At 54.2% G+C, this 17,571-nt stretch carries 16 protein-coding genes, 1 tRNA gene and 1 pseudogene; 12 read left to right on the plus strand and 6 right to left on the minus strand.

Annotated features, from left to right (window positions below; translation table 11 throughout):
* Nucleotides 1-24 precede the first annotated feature (24 nt).
* The gene (gene ybcJ / locus ACOTZP_RS07950; protein WP_022647303.1) at nucleotides 25-237 is read right to left on the minus strand and encodes a ribosome-associated protein YbcJ; all 213 of its coding nucleotides are present in this window, start codon (nucleotides 235-237) and stop codon (nucleotides 25-27) included.
* Between the two features lie 2 nt (nucleotides 238-239).
* Nucleotides 240-1,106, minus strand: coding sequence for a bifunctional methylenetetrahydrofolate dehydrogenase/methenyltetrahydrofolate cyclohydrolase FolD (gene folD, locus ACOTZP_RS07955; RefSeq protein WP_008499332.1), 867 nt, complete (start codon nucleotides 1,104-1,106; stop codon nucleotides 240-242).
* Nucleotides 1,107-1,416: 310 nt separating this feature from the next.
* On the opposite strand from folD, the gene fimA reads away from it, so the two are divergent.
* The 6 genes from fimA to sfmF all read left to right on the plus strand — a co-directional run bounded on the left by fimA (nucleotide 1,417) and on the right by sfmF (nucleotide 7,423).
* A complete protein-coding gene (fimA, locus tag ACOTZP_RS07960) occupies nucleotides 1,417-1,980 on the plus strand; it encodes a type 1 fimbrial major subunit FimA (RefSeq protein ID WP_022647305.1) in 564 nt (187 codons plus the stop codon).
* A gap of 69 nt (nucleotides 1,981-2,049) precedes the next feature.
* On the plus strand, nucleotides 2,050-2,592 hold the full coding sequence (gene fimI / locus ACOTZP_RS07965) for a type 1 fimbrial protein subunit FimI (RefSeq protein WP_421633683.1): 543 nt from the start codon (nucleotides 2,050-2,052) through the stop codon (nucleotides 2,590-2,592).
* A 34-nt stretch (nucleotides 2,593-2,626) separates the two neighbouring features.
* Complete coding sequence (gene fimC, locus ACOTZP_RS07970) at nucleotides 2,627-3,319, plus strand: type 1 fimbria chaperone FimC (RefSeq protein ID WP_022647307.1); 693 nt, start codon at nucleotides 2,627-2,629, stop codon at nucleotides 3,317-3,319.
* Nucleotides 3,320-3,333: 14 nt separating this feature from the next.
* Complete coding sequence (locus ACOTZP_RS07975) at nucleotides 3,334-5,892, plus strand: fimbrial biogenesis usher protein (RefSeq protein WP_032624720.1); 2,559 nt, start codon at nucleotides 3,334-3,336, stop codon at nucleotides 5,890-5,892.
* Nucleotides 5,885-6,892 (plus strand): type 1 fimbria D-mannose specific adhesin FimH, encoded by a 1,008-nt coding sequence (fimH, locus tag ACOTZP_RS07980; RefSeq protein WP_022647309.1) that lies wholly within the window; start codon nucleotides 5,885-5,887, stop codon nucleotides 6,890-6,892. The genes ACOTZP_RS07975 and fimH overlap by 8 nt, the downstream gene beginning before the upstream one ends.
* A 9-nt stretch (nucleotides 6,893-6,901) precedes the next feature.
* The gene (gene sfmF / locus ACOTZP_RS07985) at nucleotides 6,902-7,423 is read left to right on the plus strand and encodes a fimbria assembly protein (RefSeq protein ID WP_023299488.1); all 522 of its coding nucleotides are present in this window, start codon (nucleotides 6,902-6,904) and stop codon (nucleotides 7,421-7,423) included.
* 50 nt (nucleotides 7,424-7,473) lie between these two features.
* Here sfmF and fimZ read toward each other — a convergent pair whose 3' ends face one another.
* From fimZ to ACOTZP_RS08000, 3 genes and pseudogenes are all read right to left on the minus strand, one after another.
* Nucleotides 7,474-8,106: a fimbria biosynthesis transcriptional regulator FimZ gene (gene fimZ, locus ACOTZP_RS07990; RefSeq protein WP_022647311.1), complete on the minus strand. Its 633-nt coding sequence runs from the start codon at nucleotides 8,104-8,106 to the stop codon at nucleotides 7,474-7,476.
* Nucleotides 8,107-8,912: 806 nt separating this feature from the next.
* Complete coding sequence (locus tag ACOTZP_RS07995; protein WP_023305615.1) at nucleotides 8,913-9,629, minus strand: response regulator transcription factor; 717 nt, start codon at nucleotides 9,627-9,629, stop codon at nucleotides 8,913-8,915.
* A gap of 24 nt (nucleotides 9,630-9,653) precedes the next feature.
* Nucleotides 9,654-10,316, minus strand: a pseudogene (locus tag ACOTZP_RS08000) (EAL domain-containing protein).
* A gap of 303 nt (nucleotides 10,317-10,619) precedes the next feature.
* On the opposite strand from ACOTZP_RS08000, the gene ACOTZP_RS08005 reads away from it, so the two are divergent.
* Nucleotides 10,620-10,696, plus strand: a tRNA-Arg gene (locus tag ACOTZP_RS08005).
* 129 nt (nucleotides 10,697-10,825) lie between these two features.
* Here ACOTZP_RS08005 and ACOTZP_RS08010 read toward each other — a convergent pair.
* The gene (locus tag ACOTZP_RS08010) at nucleotides 10,826-11,116 is read right to left on the minus strand and encodes a hypothetical protein (protein ID WP_022647314.1); all 291 of its coding nucleotides are present in this window, start codon (nucleotides 11,114-11,116) and stop codon (nucleotides 10,826-10,828) included.
* Nucleotides 11,117-11,424: 308 nt separating this feature from the next.
* On the opposite strand from ACOTZP_RS08010, the gene ACOTZP_RS08015 reads away from it, so the two are divergent.
* The 5 genes from ACOTZP_RS08015 to ACOTZP_RS08035 all read left to right on the plus strand — a co-directional run bounded on the left by ACOTZP_RS08015 (nucleotide 11,425) and on the right by ACOTZP_RS08035 (nucleotide 17,492).
* Nucleotides 11,425-11,853, plus strand: a complete 429-nt coding sequence (locus ACOTZP_RS08015) for a glycine zipper 2TM domain-containing protein (protein WP_045621279.1) — start codon at nucleotides 11,425-11,427, stop codon at nucleotides 11,851-11,853.
* 10 nt (nucleotides 11,854-11,863) lie between these two features.
* Nucleotides 11,864-12,583, plus strand: a complete 720-nt coding sequence (locus ACOTZP_RS08020; protein WP_171932198.1) for a lipopolysaccharide core heptose(II) kinase RfaY — start codon at nucleotides 11,864-11,866, stop codon at nucleotides 12,581-12,583.
* 149 nt (nucleotides 12,584-12,732) lie between these two features.
* Nucleotides 12,733-13,008: a DUF1471 family periplasmic protein YahO gene (gene yahO, locus ACOTZP_RS08025; RefSeq protein WP_022647318.1), complete on the plus strand. Its 276-nt coding sequence runs from the start codon at nucleotides 12,733-12,735 to the stop codon at nucleotides 13,006-13,008.
* A 199-nt stretch (nucleotides 13,009-13,207) separates the two neighbouring features.
* Nucleotides 13,208-15,391: a TonB-dependent receptor gene (locus ACOTZP_RS08030; RefSeq protein WP_045621281.1), complete on the plus strand. Its 2,184-nt coding sequence runs from the start codon at nucleotides 13,208-13,210 to the stop codon at nucleotides 15,389-15,391.
* 127 nt (nucleotides 15,392-15,518) lie between these two features.
* Nucleotides 15,519-17,492 carry a PhoX family protein gene (locus ACOTZP_RS08035; protein WP_271074475.1) on the plus strand — a complete coding sequence of 658 codons (1,974 nt, stop codon included), beginning with the start codon at nucleotides 15,519-15,521 and terminating at the stop codon, nucleotides 17,490-17,492.
* Nucleotides 17,493-17,571 lie beyond the last annotated feature (79 nt).

Genomic DNA, 17,571 nt, shown 5'->3' on the forward strand with positions numbered 1-17,571 from the left:
GTTAGGGTGAGGGCATCAGACAGCTCAGGCCGTCACGGTCACGCTCTGACCTGCAAAGCTCACGGTCTGGCCCGCGACAATTTTGCAGCGCTTGCGGGTTTCCACCGTGCCGTCTACTTTTACCTGCCCGTCGGCGATGACGATTTTCGCCTGCGCACCGCTTTCGCTCCAGCCTTCCAGCTTCAGCAGATCGCACAGCTCAACGTGCGGATGTTTACCTAAAGAAAAAGTTGCCATGATTACGCGTCCTCTACGTCGTGATACTCCTCGCACGCCTGCAAGGTATTCTGAATCAGTGTTGCTACCGTCATCGGGCCTACGCCGCCCGGGACCGGAGTAATATAGGAGGCGCGCGCTGCGGCATCTTCATACACCACGTCGCCAACCACTTTGCCGTTTTCCAGACGGTTAATACCCACGTCCACGACGATTGCGCCCTCTTTGATCCACTCGCCCGGAATAAAGCCCGGCTTGCCGACCGCAACGATCAGCAGATCGGCGTTTTCGACGTGATGACGCAGGTTTTTGGTGAAGCGGTGGGTGACGGTGGTGGTGCAGCCCGCCAGCAGCAGCTCCATGCTCATCGGGCGGCCCACGATGTTGGAGGCGCCAATCACCACGGCGTTCAGGCCATAGGTGTCGATGTTATAACGCTCCAGCAGCGTCACGATGCCGCGCGGGGTGCACGGACGCAGGCGCGGCGCGCGCTGGCACAGGCGGCCCACGTTATACGGATGGAAACCGTCAACGTCTTTGTCCGGCGCGATACGCTCCAGCACCTTCACGTTGTCGATGCCCGCAGGCAGCGGCAGCTGAACCAGAATGCCGTCGATCTCTTTATCGGCATTCAGGGTGTCAATCAGTTCCAGCAGTTCCGCTTCGCTGGTGGTTTCCGGCAGATCGTAAGAGCGGGAGACGAACCCCACCTCTTCACACGCTTTGCGTTTGCTGCCGACATAAATTTGCGAGGCCGGGTTGCTGCCAACCAGCACTACGGCCAGCCCTGGAGCGCGTTTTCCGGCAGCTTTACGCGCCTTCACTTTTTCCGCAACCTCAGAGCGCACCTGCTGCGCAATCGTTTTACCGTCAATAATCTTTGCTGCCATCAGAGAGAAGATTCCGTCTGTAACGTTAGAAAGGGGGGATTACCTGTATTTTGTCAGAAGCGAGCGCCGCTGTCAGTCACCCTTTACGAGATTTCATCGATGGCCCGCAAAACCCCTTCTCAGGGCATGGTCAATTTCTTAGAGGCGATTAGGATGTGACCTGGCAAAATGGCAGCGTTTTGACATATTACAAAATAGATTCCTGAGCTACTTTGTCCTCTCCGAAATAAGCCTTCAATTTTTTAATTGAACGTATTTCTTATTCCCGAATATGCGCGGGAAGGGTTATTTACATTTTAAAGGAATAGACATGAAACTCAGCAACATTGCTTCTACTGTTATTGCAACTCTGGCCCTGGTCGCGGGTGCCGCTCACGCAGAAGATCCGGTAGCACCTGTATCTGTAAACGGTGGTACGGTGCATTTTAAAGGTGAATTAGTGAATGCCGCGTGTTCAGTGAATACTGACTCTTCAGAGCAGACGGTTAATCTCGGCCAGTACCGTACCGCGAAATTCACTAAAGTGGGTGACACCACCTCCAATATTCCCTTCACCATCGAACTGAACGACTGCGATCCTGCGGTAGCGAAAACCGCTGCTGTCGCGTTTACCGGCCAAATCGACGCCACCGACAAAACGCTGCTGGCGGTAAGCTCCGGTAACAACGACAACTCCGCGAAGGGCGTAGGCATTGAGATCCTCGACAGCAAATCCTCCACGCTGACCCCGGACGGTGCAACCTTCTCTGCGGCGCAGAACCTGATTGAAGGGACTAACACCCTGAACTTCACCGCGCGCTATAAAGCCACGGCGGCGACCACCGCGCCAGGCCAGGCAAACGCGGACGCAACATTCGTAATGAAATACGAGTAATGCCTGAGTACAGGGATGTGGCTGGCCTCAGGGAAGAGGTCTTTTGATCGCCTATACCGGGAGCGAAGGATGACAAGGACTGGGATACTGCTGTGTGCCCTTGCGATTGCCTCAGCGGTAAACGCACATACCGTTGTCATAGACGGCGGCAAAGTACACCTCAGGGGAGAGCTGGTTAACGGCGGCTGCGCCGTGGCCCCGGACAGCCAGAATATGCGCGTGGATATGGGGCAATACCGCACAAACGCCTTTTCCGGCGTCGGCAGCTTTTCCACGGTTAATGTGCCTTTCACCGTACGTCTGCTGGATTGCAGCGTGGACGTCTCCCGCACCGTGGGGATCCAGTTCCAGGGAGTGACACCGGCAGAAGACCCGCAGGTTTTCCTGGCGACATCGCGGCCGGGGGAAAATGCGGTCAGCAGTGGTGTCGGACTGGCGCTTTTTGACGAACAGCAACGTCAGATCATCCCGAACGCGACGGCAGTGAGCTGGTTACCCATTAACACCCGCGAGCTGGTATTTCATTTCAGCGCCCGCTACCGGGCTATTTCCGAACACCTTGTACCAGACACTATTCAGTCGAATGTCTGGTTTACGTTGATTTATCCCTGACGCCTGCGAACTAATTATTAAAGGTACGGTTGTGATGAACACCCTGATTAAACCTGGACTGTTTTTAACTTTTATTTTGATGATGGTTTCTGCCAGCGCGAATGCATCCGGCGGAATTGCGCTGGGCGCGACGCGCGTTATTTATCCGGCCGATGCAAAACAAACGTCGCTGGCGATCACCAACAGCAATAAACAAGAGCGCTATTTAATTAACGCGTGGATAGAAAATGCCAACGGGCAAAAGGAAAAAACCTTTGCCGTCACGCCGCCGCTGTTTGTCAGCGAGCCGGCCAGCGAAAACACCCTGCGCATTATCTACGCAGGCCCGGCGCTGCCTGCCGATCGCGAATCACTCTTTTACATGAACGTCAAAGCGATTCCCTCCGTCAGCAAAAAACATCAGGACGGCAACAACGTCCTGCAACTGGCCATTCTGTCACGCATCAAGCTGTTTGTTCGCCCGGCTAACCTGGCGATGCCGCCGGAAGAGGCGCTCTCACAGCTGCGTTTTGAGCGCGTCGGCAACCATCTTAAGGTGAGCAATGCCTCGCCGTATTACGTCACGCTGGTCAATCTGAAGCTCGGCGGTCAGACGCTGGAGAACCTGATGGTTGCCCCTAAAAGCTCGGCGCAGCAGGTGCTGCCTGCCGCAGCGAGCGGCACGCTCTCCTGGCAGAGTGTGAATGACTACGGTGCCATTACGCCGGCGCGTAGCGTCAGCCTGTGAGCAGAGACAGGGCGATGAACACTCAATGGCGTTACTGCCCGGTTGCGCTGGCACTGATGGCAACGCTCTGGCCACACGCTGGCTGGGGTGAAAGCTACTTTAACCCGGCGTTTCTCTCCGATGACGCGGCGAACGTGGCGGATTTGTCGCGTTTTGAGAAAGGCCACCAGCAGGCACCGGGCGTCTATCGCGTCGATATCTGGCGTAACGATGAGTTTATCGGCACCCAGGACGTGCGGTTTGAGCAAGCCGACAACACGCCGCCGGTCGCGGGCGGTTTGTCGCCGTGCATTACGCGCGCGATGCTCGATCGCTTTGGCGTCAATATCGCCGCCTTCCCGGAACTGAGCAACGTGCAGGGCGAGACCTGCGTTCCGCTCACCACGGCTATTCCGGGCAGCGAAACGGCGTTCAACTTCGCCTCCTTGCGCCTTAACGTCAGTCTGCCTCAGGTGGCGATGCAAAACAGCGCCCGCGGGTATATTCCGCCTGAACAGTGGGATGAAGGCATCCCCGCCGCGCTGCTGAACTACAGCTTCACCGGCAACCGGGGCAGCGACGACGACAGCTACTATCTGAACCTGCAAAGCGGGTTGAACTATGGCGCCTGGCGATTACGCAATAACGGCGCGTGGCGTTATACCGAAAGCAACGGCCAGCGGCACAGCAGCTGGCAAAATATTGGCACCTGGGCGCAGCGTACGGTCATTCCGCTAAAAAGCGAGCTGGTGCTCGGCGACAGCAACACCGGTAACGATGTCTTCGACAGCGTCGGTTTTCGCGGTGGTCGGCTCTATTCGTCCGACAGCATGTATCCGGACAGCCTGCAAGGCTACGCGCCTACCGTACGCGGAATCGCCCGCACCCCTGCCAAAGTGGTGATCCGCCAGAACGGATACGTGATTTACCAAAGCTATGTACAGCCGGGGGCTTTTGCGATAACTGACCTTAACCCGACCTCCTCAAGCGGTGACCTGGAGGTGACGGTGGAAGAGAAGGACGGCAGCCAGCAGCGCTACACCGTCCCGTATTCCACCGTTCCGTTGCTTCAGCGTGAAGGACGCTGGAAATACGATCTGGTGGCAGGGGACTATCGCAGCGGCAACAGCGAGCAGGACACGCCGTTCTTTACTCAGGGTACGATGATTGCGGGTCTTGCCGACGGCTACACGCTGTACGGCGGAACGCAGCTGGCCTCGCGCTATACCGCCATCGCCATTGGCGCGGGAAAAAACCTCGGTGACTGGGGGGCGGTGTCACTTGACCTCACCCATGCCCGCAGCCAGCTTGCCGATGACAGCCGCCATGAAGGGCAGTCCCTGCGGTTCCTGTACGCAAAATCCCTTAACGGATTCGGCACCAACTTCCAGCTGCTGGGCTATCGCTACTCGACCAAAGGCTTCTACACCCTCGACGATGTGGCCTGGCGCACAATGGAAGGCTACCAGTATGGCGACGATCAGGACGATGACGGCGTGCAGGACGTGCAGAGCTATCACAACCTGACGCTGAATAAAAAAGGACGTTTCCAGCTCAATATCTCCCAGTCTCTTGGCGATTACGGCTCGGTGTACGTGTCGGGCAGCCAGCAAAGTTACTGGGGCACCAGCGAGTCCAACGTCTGGTATCAGCTCGGCTACGCAGGCGGGGTGAAAGGGGTCAGCTACGCCTTATCCTGGTCATGGAACAAGGCCGTCGGCATTGAAGGAACTGACCGGATCGCCTCGTTTAACGTCTCCGTCCCGTTCAGCCTGTTCACCCGTCACGGCTACCGTCGCGATAACGCGATCGACCGGGCCTATGCCACGGCCTCAGCCAGCCGCAACAGCGACGGTGATACCAGCTGGCAGACCGGGATCAGCGGAACGCTGCTCCAGGATCGTAACCTGAACTACAGCGTCACGCAGGGTCACACCAGCAATAACGGTGCCAGCGGCAGCGCCAGCGCCAACTGGCAGGCAACGTACGGTACGCTGGGTGTGGGCTACAACTACACGCGGGATCAGCACGACCTCAACTGGCAGCTCTCCGGCGGCGTGGTAGGGCATTCAGACGGCATCACATTCAGTCAGCCGCTGGGCGATACCAACGTCTTGATCAAAGCGCCGGGCGCGTCAGGCGTGAGCGTCGAAAACCAGACCGGCGTCAAAACAGACTGGCGTGGCTATGCGGTGATGCCGTACGCCACGGTGTACCGTTACAACCGCGTGGCGCTCGACACTAACACCATGAGCAACAACACCGACATTGAAAATAACGTTTCCAGCGTCGTGCCGACGAACGGTGCGCTGGTGCGCGCCAGTTTTGACACCCGCATCGGCGTGCGTGCGTTGCTCACCGTTAAGCGTGATAACCAGCCTGTGCCGTTTGGGGCGGTGGTGCGTGAGACGCAGAGCGGCGTAACCAGCATGGTGGGCGATGACGGGCAGATTTACCTGAGCGGGCTGCCGCTGAGCGGGGAACTGCTGATTCAGTGGGGAGACGGGAAGCAGTCCCAGTGTCGTGCGCCCTACAGCCTGCCAGAACAGAGCCTGCAACAGGCGATCACACTTAAGGGGATCCGCTGTGAATAAAATCCATTATCTGGGGCTATCCCTTCTGGCATTTTTGCCGCTATCTGAGGCGTTCGCCACCGTCTGCGTCAATGAAAATGGCGTGCCGACGGAGGTGTATTACGACCTGACGGATAAATTCAACAGCTCCAATAACCAGGTGGGGCAGATTGTTACACTCAGCGAGAAGTCCCAGTGGGTGGGCGTCAACGCCGTCTGCCCTAAGGGAACGTCCGGGAACACCACCAAGCGTAGCTATGTGACCGAATTCCCGGTCACAGGCACCAGCGATGGCTACCAGTATCTGAAGCTAAACGACTATCTGGACGGGGCGATGAAAATCACCGACAGCTACGCTGGCACGTTCTATCCACCCAGAAAGTACATTCAGATGGGGAGCCATCCGAACGTGTCTAAAAACAAACCGTTTGGAGTACAGGATTCCAGCCTCGTCTTTCGGCTTAAGGTGACCCGACGCTTTATCAATATGGTGGTGATCCCCCGGGCAATCATGTTCCGGGTTTACGTCACCACGACCTCCACGGATCCGCTCACCACGCCGGTTTATACCATCAGCTACAGCGGGACCATTCAGGTGCCTCAGAGCTGTGAGATTAATGCCGGAAATGTGGTGGAGTTCGATTTCGGAGACATCGGCGCCTCTCTGTTCAGTAAAGCGGGCATCGGAAATAAGCCGGAGGGGATCTCAGCGCAAAGCAAAACCATCGGCATAAAATGCACCAACGTCGAGGCGAACGCCATGCTCACAATGCGTGTTGAAGCGGAGAAGGTTTCAGGCAGTACGCTGGTCTCTGATAACGCGGATGTGGGTTTTGTGATTGCCAACAGTAATGGTGTACCGCTGACGCCGAACAACCTGACCAGCAAAATCCCGTTCCGTCTGGACGATAGCGCACAGGCACAGGTGGGGATCCGCGCGTGGCCCGTCAGCGTGACCGGTAAAAAACCTGCCGAGGGGCGTTTTACCTCTCGCGGCTATTTACGCGTCGACTATGACTAAGGAGCAGGTATGCGAAACGGAATGCGGTATTTAGCCGTCGCGCTCTTTGCGCTTTGCTCCCCTGCGCACGCAGAGACGGCGCTTGGGGAAATTAACATTCAGCTCTATGGCAATATCGTGGATTTTACCTGCGTGGCGGAGGGGGACGACAGCAATAAAACCGTCACGCTCGGCACCTGGCCCACGAAACAGCTCCGCACAACGGGAAGCCGGACGCAGCCTGTACCGTTCACCCTGAAGCTGACCGGATGCCCGCCGGGGGCGGCTTCGATCACATTTACGGGGAAGATGGACGGGCATGATAACAGCCTGCTGGCGCTGAATGATGCCAGCGCGGCCAGTAACGTGGCCGTGGAGATCCTCGACCGGGATAAAACGCGCCTCGCGTTGCAGCAGGCCAGCCAGACGGTGTCCGTGGATGCGCAGGGAAATGCCGAACTGTCGTTTTATGCCAATTATATCGCCACGGCGGATAACCCGCAGCCGGGCCGGGCTGATGCCGATGCAACTTTCATGATTAATTATAATTAATCGTATCCCCTCTCCCTGTAACGGTTATATGTTGCAGGGAGAGGGAAGGATTACAGTAATTCGTGCGCTTTCGCGTAATCAATTAATTCAACGATACTTTGTACGCCCAGCTTGGAAAAGATATTAGACTTATGAGCGCTAATTGTTTTGTTGCTAAGTAATAATTGATCCGCAATCTCTTTATTAGATAATCCGTTCGCCAGATATCGCAGAACCGTCACTTCACGATTCGATAATGGCATATCCACAGCGGCGCCTGTCCGGGAGCCTATATGGTTTATAAAACTCAATGTTTCTGACGGGAAAAAAGAATAGCCCGTCAGTATCATTTCCACCGCGTTATAAATTTCCCCCAGATCTTTCCGCTTACTGACAAAACCATTTGCCCCGGCGCGGATGGCGCGCCCTGCGTAGAAGGCTTCAGATTTCGAAGAGAGGAAGAGAATCTTAATATCTTTATTTAAGTTTCTGATTCTTTTCAATAATACGAAGCCGTCCGTGCCTGTCATTTCGATATCGAGAATGACCAGGTCGATGGGGTGGTTGCGTATACAGTCAAGCACTTCGTGGCTGTCGCCTGACTTCAGTTTGACCTGGATGTTTTTATTTTTCTGTAGCAGGACTTCTATCGACATTCTGACGATAGGGTGTTCGTCCATAATGATAACGGATGCCGGTTTCATTTTTTATGCCTCAGATTGTTAAAAGCGTTATGCTGAGTTTTGTTAAAACTCTCGAAAAGCCGGAAGGATAATTACGCAGATCCTTGTACGGTAGATCCCTGGGAAGAGCGAAAGCATCCTTGTTTACGTAGTGGTGATATCAATGCCTGAGCGCAGTTATCTCATAAGGCTGTTATGGCAAAATGATTTTTCTTATTCGCGTGTCAAACACGTCTTATTATACCGTTTAAGTATTGTCCGAAAAGCCTGTAAATTAATGTCCATATATTGATGATTATTATCTTCTGTATCTGAATCGCTAACTTTTTAAAATTAGCAAAAATGTCCTGATATTGCATTTACCACACAGTTTCATCTTTATGTAATAACAAAAAATAAACGATCTTACTGTATGTTGATCAAATGTTAACAATGCGCAGGTCGTGACAAAGTGTTTTCCGCCTGTCCGCTACCTCTGATGTCCGCTCTTTAGCGCGTCATCGCCTCATTTCTAACACCTCAGGCCAGGAGGATGATCCCTTCGTCAAAACAGCACTATCTGCTGTTTTCTTCACCTCTCATCGCTTTTATTTACAGATAAATCGCTTGTTTTTACACCATTATCATCCTGTTAACGGAAACGTCAGAAACTTAACGCATGGATAAAACGACTCTCGTTTAGCGTACAGGCAGCATTTCGCATGGTTTAAGATGAAGAATTAGGAATAGTTATAAAATCGAAAGTTTTGTTAAAAAACACAAAAAATTAACATATATCCTAAGTATTTTCTTAAAGGTCTTTAGGAATTAAGGGGTTACTGAATACGTTAATACGTGAAATCTGAAAGGTTGTTGAGAAGATGTAGCAACTCATGACGATGATTCAGCCCAAGTTTCGCCAGGATGCAGCTGAGACGGTAAATAATGCGGCTATAGGGGCGGTTCTGTAACTGAGCAATCTGTCGCAGGGTGCTACCCTGCGATAGCGCCTGCAGGATCGGCCATTCATCACGTGAAAACCACTCTTTCCGGTGGCCGGCGGGTGACGGCGTTTCCAGCAAGGTTTGTTGCAACGCCCGCGGCGTAAGTTGCCGTTCAATCACATGAAAAGGGCCAGCCGCTTTGCAAAACAGGCGTGTATCGTAATCATCGGCGCGGATGAGCAGGTAGGGTGTCAGGTAGGGGGCGAACAGGCTGTGGCGTCGTAATCGGTCCAGCAGGTCAATAAGCGGCGAGGCGCGGCTTTCTACATCTACCACCAGACGTGATGAAGGCCACTGATTCAGATCGCTGAGGGCGGCTTCCAGGGTGGAATAGTCACAGCAATTGCTCAGGGGAGAGTGCCCGCTCAGAAAACCGGAACGGAAAAAGTTATCCTGTGTGACCAGAACGATAAAGGGAGCATCGGTTTTGCGGGTCTGGTTGATTGACTGGCTCAAATATTCGAGACGATCAAAAAATGGGAGAGCAAAAGGCGAGTGCGTTGAACCCGGTGAATCACTTCCTGTCCGACGACGCCGGTAACGGCGTACTGTCATTCGCATAGCTTCCCTCTTGGCGATGACCGTTCAGTCCTCCTGCCATCTCCAGGATGGCCAATAATATCCCTGACCGAAGCGCGCGCCAGCCTGAAGCGCAAACTTACGATCCGTTTCTGTTTCAATGCCTTCTATGAGTACATTTTCAGCAATTTTTGAACAAAGCGTGACCAGGTTTGCCAGCGCTGGCGTTGCACGTAAACGCCAGAAAGCGATCTTATCGATTTTTATTCCGCTTAACGGCATGCGGCAGGATAAAAACGCGCGCCCTGACGCTTCATCAATGTCATCCAACTAGATCCGATGTCCTTGCGCCGTCAACTGCTGAAGCGCACAACTCACCCTCAGACGTGCCGGGTCTGAGAGAGAAAAGAAGGAAGCAGGCTCCACGAGTTCAATGTTCAGCGGTGGGCTGTTAAGTTGCAGTAAACGCTGGAACATTTCCGGTATGGTCAGAACGGTTATCGGCAAATTTATGAAAAGGTTGTCGCAGGGAAAGGGTTTTTTTAACGCAGCGATCTGTGCTTCCAGCAGCATAAGCGCCCGGGCGGCGGACCAGTCGTGAAAAAAGCCTTCGCTTTGCTGATGCGGTGACAGCACGCTGAGCACTTCAGCCCCTACCGTGCGCGAAGAGGAGAGGGCGACAATGGGTTCAAGCTTGATGCCTGTAATGTCGTGTGAGATGTGCTGCACGCACGAGGGGAAACCTGTATGGTCTGGCGCTGTCACTCCGTCGTCCTGTTCATTTCCAGCCTCCAGGCGGCCGGGATACCGCAGGACAGTGTGAAGGGGAAGTAAACAGGAAAACAGCAGGCGTTACTTAAAAGCGGCTAAGCCTTTTCGCAGCCCGTAAAAGAGGGATAAATGTTGAAAAAACAGCCGTATTTACAATCAGCTAGTCATTAACGGCAGAGAAGGTGGAAAAGGCATTGACTCACTACGCATTGACCGTATAATTCCAGGCGTTTCACCACCGCGAAGTACACTCTTCTCCGTGCGCCCTTAGCTCAGTTGGATAGAGCAACGGCCTTCTAAGCCGTAGGTCGTAGGTTCGAATCCTACAGGGCGTGCCATTAACCCTCCGGCACTCAGCCGTTCCTGACCAGCCTGAATCGTGTTTTCATTACCTTTAATAACTGGCCTTCCAGGGTCATACGACACATTGACTTTTCCCCCAGCTTCCTTGCCGGGGGAGAGCGCCATTAGTGCCCTGTAACGGCCGCGGCGGCGACCGGATGGTCAGCGTTAGCGACCACGGTTGCACGGGCGACGGGATGATAACTACCGTCTGTTGCGGCTGCGACGGCGACAGGGTGATCGGCAGATACCACCGCCGTGGTGCGGGCGACAGGATGGTTACCTTCACCGGTGGCCGCCGCAACGGCAACAGGATGATCGGCGGAGGCGACGGCAGTCGCACGGGCTACCGGATGATTTGCAAATGCAGAAAATGATGCCGCAGTGAAAGCCAGAGCGAGAATGACTTTTTTCATAATATAACTCCTGATGTTTTCCCTGTATGGACAGGGACCATTATTTTAATAACGATGATTGGTACTTATTGAGAATTGTGCAATGGATATTGCTTCGTCTGAATCAAATACTCTGACAATGTATCTGGAAAACACGTTATTGATAATTGAAGTCAATATACCTTTCCAGTTTTAAATTGTTTATTTTTAAATTTATGGTCGTTTTGTGTAAAAATAAATTATTTGCCTGGTAAAGCATATTTAGCTAAAGGAGAGGGTTTTTCGCCGGGCAGAATAGTGTCACCTTCAATGTATAAGAAAGGCTTAAAATGAAAAAATATTTACTCATCGCGTTGAGCTTTCTGGCTATCACCAGTCCGGCGAGTTACGCTGGCATCCGATCGCTGGTGGAGGATGGCACGGTTCTGCAGAGCCAAATTATTACGCATACCCGAGAAGGGTATCATCCGTTGCGTACCTTAACCGCGGGCACGATTGGTGGCGTAGTGGGTCACCAGTTCGGTAACGGCAAAGGGAAAACCGCCATGACGGTAGCCGGTGCAACAGCCGGGGCGGCGGCTTCTCATAACCGGCAGTCTTACGAATTGGCAGCACAGGAAGTGAAGTTACTTATCAAGACTCAATCCGGGCAGACTATTCAGGTGGTGCAGCACAATAATGGTTTGACATTTAACCCTGGCGACAAAGTTCGTATCATCACAACGGGTTCTAATACCACCGTGGAAAAATCATACTAAGCACATTATTATGATTACAAAAATGAAATACCGTGGTTTTCACGTCTTTTATAAAAATAACGATACACGATACCTGGAAATACTGGACGATATATTGTCCTGTAATGTAAAACGACTCAGCGTTAAGATGGTATTTAAAAGCCTTCCGCATACCCACGTCTCTTTACTGAATACCCCCTACGGACAGTTTGTATTAAAGATTTACTCCCCCAGGAAAAAAAGGATAGAAAAATTTTTCAAATCGTTTTTTACGCCCAACCCCAACGAAAATTTGATTGAGCGGATCGACTATGCTGGCAGGCAAGGTCATACCTTCCCGAATGATTTTTATCTCCTGGCTGAACGCCGGATTTTCAGATTCGCAAAAATCTCGCTCATGTTGTTTGAGTATGTCCCCGGTCCGGAGTTACGCGTTCTTCCCGCGATCACGCCGGACATAAAGCGTGAAATCAGACACAGTATGCAGAAAATGCACAATCTGAAAATCATTTCCGGCGATGCGCACGGCGGGAACTTCATCCTGAGTGAAAAAGGAATAAGGATCATCGATCTGTCCGGGAAGCGTTGTAACGCGAAAAGGATTGTTGAAGACAACGTGACGGCCAGCCTGCGCATTGGTATTCCCATTGAATCCCACCGGCGTTGGGAAAAACGCCTGATCGCAAAAAAAATCAGACGACACCATAAAATCGTCCAGAGGAAGTATCTGGCGCGTTCAAATACCGCTTAAACCCTTTATTCATGCAGGACAACAGCCTGTTATAAAAGAATTTTCCCTGGTATATGGCATTTTCGCCAATCCTCTACCATGCTCATTACACCTCACCGTTTCGCGTGGGGGCTTTTCGTAGTTGCTCATTAATCTTAAGGAAAAAGTTTATGAAAAAAACGACTGCTATTTTGTTGGGCACCGCGTTTCTGTTTACCACCAACGCCTTTGCGGCTGAAATGATGACAAAAAACGAATTCGAAAAAGTTGAGTCTCAGTACGAAAAAATCGGTACCGTGAGCACGGCTAACGAAGTCTCTGTCGACGATGCGAAAAAAGAGCTGGTCGAAAAGGCCGATAAAGAAGGTGCTGATGTGCTGGTGCTGACTTCCGGTAATACAAACAACAAAATTCACGGCACCGCCGATATTTACAAGAAAAAATAATGCTTTAGCAACCACCCCTGTCTGGGGTGGTTGTGCGCCGTACTTCTCCCCCACATCGTTTTTAACCTCTTCTCGCGCAGTGCTCCTCGTTGACGCTTGATTACGTATGCATAATGCGTATAGTTCTCATTTGCATTTCATTTGATAAATACTAAGGCCCGACAACGGGCCATTTTTGCGCGCACGTTAAGAGCTCATTATGAACAACACCACAATGCACAAAACGCTGCTGGCGATTGCCATCGGCGCGGTTACACACTCCGCCTTTGCGGCGGAAGAGAAAAAAGAGGACACCATCGTGGTCCAGTCCACGGCGGGGAGTGATTTCAAACCCGGCGGTGACCAACTGCTTCCGGCCTTCCTCGACGGCCAGGTGGCTAACGGCGGACGTATGGGGATGCTCGGGCAGCAGAACGCCATGGACGTGCCGTTCAACATCATTAGCTACACCTCGAAGCTGGTGGAAGATCAGCAGGCGAAAACCATTGCTGACGTGGTCGCTAACGACGCGGGCGTGCAGTTCGTTCAGGGGTACGGCAACAGCGCGGAAACCTTCCGTATCCGCGGCCTGAAGTTTGACGGCGACGATATGACCTTTGGCGGATTGTCCGGCGTACTGCCGCGTCAGGTGGTGGATGCCCAGATGGTTGACCGCATCGAGATCTTCAAAGGGGCCAACTCCCTGATGAACGGCGCGGCCAGCTCGGGCGTGGGCGGGATGATCAACCTTGAGCCAAAACACGCGGGCGACATCCCGCAGGCGAAAGTGGGCGTCGACTACACCTCGGATTCCCAGATTGGCACCACGCTGGATGCGGGGCGTCGCTTTGGCGATAACGACCAGTTCGGCGCGCGGGTGAACCTTGTGCATCGTGAAGGCGAAACCGGCGTGCCGAACGACCGCCGCCGCACCACGCTGCTCTCCACCGGTCTGGATTACAAAGGTGACCGTTTCCGCACCTCGCTGGACCTGGGCTATCAGAAAAAAACCTTCCACGGCAGCCCGACCAGCGTCAACATCTCGGCGGTGGACTTCGTGCCTGAACCACCGAAGAACGATCGCAACTTCTCGCAGAAGTGGGCCTACAGCGATATCGAAAACGAATTCGGCATGTGGCGCAGCGAGTACGACATCACCGATAGCTGGACGGCCTATACCGGCCTCGGCGCACAGCACGCGCACGAAGAGGGGATCTACAGCGCGCCGAAGCTCCTGGATAAAAGCGGTAATGCGACGGTCAGCCGCCTTGATACCAACCGCATCAGCGATTCCGTCAGCGGCATGGCGGGCATTCGCGGTAACTTCATGACCGGCTTCGTCTCGCACAAGGTGAATGTCGGGTATTCGGCGATGACCAAAAACGAAAAAATCGCGTGGAAAATGTCTGCCGCGGCGGATAACCCGACCACCAACATCTACCACAACACTGGCGTTGCTATGCCGGACAGCAGCAACTTCAGCGGCTCAGGCGGCAAATACAGCGATCCGCTGACCAGTGGGCGCACCCGCACGCAGGGCTGGCTGTTGAGCGATACCCTGGGCGTGCTGGACGACAAACTGCTGTTTACCGCAGGCGCACGCCATCAGAAAGTGGTGATTCGCGGGTACAACAAAATTACCGGTGCGGAAAACGACGCGGACGGTTTTGACGGTAGCCGCTGGATGCCAACCTACGGCGTGGTCTATAAGCCGTGGGAGGAAATTTCCCTCTACGCCAACCACACCGAGGCGTTACAGCCCGGTGAAACTGCGCCTCGCTCAGCAAACAACTACGGCCAGAGCACCGGTATCGTGCACTCTAAGCAGAACGAAGTGGGTGTAAAGGCGGACTTTGGCCGCGTGGGCGGCTCCCTGGCACTGTTTGAGATCAAAATGCCGTCGGCTATCCTCGACGACAGCGGCCACTACGGCCTGGACGCTGAACAGCGTAACCGTGGCGTGGAGCTGAACGTTTTCGGCGAGCCAATGCTTGGGATGCGTCTGAACGCCAGCGCCACCTGGCTTCAGGCCGAGCTGACCAAAACTAAAAACGGCGTGAACCAGGGGAACGACGCGATCGGTATTCCGAGCTTCTACGCCGTGCTGGGGGCAGAATACGATATCAAGCCGATTGAGGGCCTGACGGCGACCGCGCGCGTTAACCACTCCGGCACGCAGTATGCTGACCTGGCGAATACCAAAAAGCTGGACAGCTACACCACGCTGGATCTGGGCATGCGCTATCGCTTCGCGGTGAACCACAATGAAAACCAGATGACCGTGCGCGCAGGCATCGACAACGTGACCAACGAGAACTACTGGTCAAGCGTGGATGATTCCGGTACTTACATCACTCAGGGCGAGCCGCGTACCTTTAAGGTCTCGGTTGGCTACGAGTTCTAAGCGTTCCACCTCGTTATCCGGGGCAGGGACGCCCCAATCCCTTCGTTGTTGTGTTATAAAATTGTAATAAAAGCTTCTTACACTGGTCGCCACATCCTTACCTCTTGGCCAATGACAGGAAGCCGCTATGGGCAGACCCCTCAAATCCGTATTTAAAAAAGAACATCGCGACGATATCAGTAACCGCAGCGCTAACCCGGTATTCTCCGAGGTGGCAGAGGTGTTCCTCTCCCGCCGCCGTTTTCTTCAGATGGGGGCCGTAGCGGGGGCAGCCGTATCATTCCCGTATCTGATCACACCCGAGAATGCGATTGCCGCGGTCTCAAAACCGTCCGCGCTGGCAAAAGCGGTTTCCCTGGGCTTTACCAGCATTGACGTCTCCACGGAAGATACGGTCAGGGTGCCGGAAGGTTATATTGCCCGCCCGTTCTATCGCTGGGGCGATCCGACAGGCATCAAAAACAACATGCCGGCGTTTAAACCGAACGCCAGCAATACCACAGACGAGCAGGCCGTGCAGGCGGGCATGCACCACGACGGCATGGCGTGGTTTAGCCTGCCGCAGGGGGGGCAAAGCCCGGAGCATGGCCTGCTGGCGCTGAACCATGAATACATCGACAACGGAATGCTGTTTACGGACGGTACGGCGAACTGGAGCCTCGACAAAGCCCGCAAGGGGCAGAACGCGATGGGCGTGTCGGTGGTGGAAGTGAAAAAAACGGGCAACGGCTGGGAGGTGGTGCGTCCGTCTTCGTTCGCCCGCCGTATTACCGTCAATACGCCGATGCAGCTTACCGGCCCGGCGCGGCATCAGGACTTAATGAAAACCGCCGCCGATCCGCAGGGGGAACGCGTTCTGGGCACCATGCAGAACTGCGCCAACGGCCACACGCCGTGGGGGACCTATCTCACCTGCGAGGAGAACTGGTCGGACATATTTGTGAAAAAAGCCGATCTCAACCCGCTGGAAAAACGCTACGGCATTAGCGACAGCGATGAATCGTACCGCTGGAACGAGGTGGATGAGCGGTTCAGCGTCGATAAAACCCCTAACGAACCCAACCGTTTCGGCTGGGTCGTGGAAATCGATCCCTACAACCCGACCTCCACCCCGCGCAAGCACACCGCGCTGGGCCGCTTCAAGCATGAGGGGGCAGCCGTCACGCTCGCCGCCGATAATCGCGTGGTGGTTTATATGGGTGACGACCAAAAGTTTGAGTACATCTATAAATTTGTTTCGGATAAAAAATACGATCCCGCGAACCGCGAAGCCAATATGCAGCTGCTGACGTCCGGCACGCTGTACGTCGCCAGGTTCAACGAAAACGGCAGCGGCGACTGGCTGCCGCTTGTCTTCGGGCAAAATGGCCTGGATAAAAGCAACGGTTTTGCAAGCCAGGGCGATCTGCTGATTAAAACCCGTCTGGCGGCCGACGTGGTGGGGGCAACGAAGATGGATCGCCCCGAGTGGATAGCCGTCGATCCGCACGCCAACGGCAGCGTCTACTGTACGCTCACCAACAACAGCGATCGCGGGAAAGAGGGCAAGGCACCGGTCGATGCTGCTAACCCGCGCGCCAACAACGTGTACGGGCATATTATGCACTGGCTCGAAGAGGGGGCCGATCCTGCCGCCGCACGCTTTAAGTGGGATATTCTGGTCATGGCCGGGCGCACCGACGGCGACGATCCGAAGGCCAAAGGCTCGATGCAGGGCGCGGAATTTGGCAGCCCGGACGGCCTGTCGTTTGACCATCAGGGCGTCCTGTGGATCCAGACCGATGTCTCCTCCAGCACCATCAATAAGAAAGCGTACGAGGGGATGGGCAATAACCAGATGGTGGCTACCATTCCAGGCACCAACGAGTATCGCCGATTCCTGACCGGGCCGCGCGGGTGCGAAATCACCGGCATTGCATTTACGCCAGACAACCGGACGCTGTTTATCAACATTCAGCATCCGGGGGAGGGCGGGGATGATATTACCGACCCGGCCAACCCTCGCGCTGTTTCCAGCTGGCCAGACGCGAGCCCGAACGGGCGTCCACGATCGTCAACGGTGGTGATCGTCAAAGCAGACGGCGGGATCATCGGGTCGTGACGTTTATCAGCCGGGCGCATGCGCTGGCCCGGCGTTAAGCTTGCTACCACCAGCATGAAGTGTTAAAACGTGCCCCTTC

Origin of the sequence: Enterobacter cloacae complex sp. SYL001 (assembly GCF_049237025.1) — a bacterium.
Lineage (GTDB): Bacteria > Pseudomonadota > Gammaproteobacteria > Enterobacterales > Enterobacteriaceae > Enterobacter > Enterobacter intestinihominis.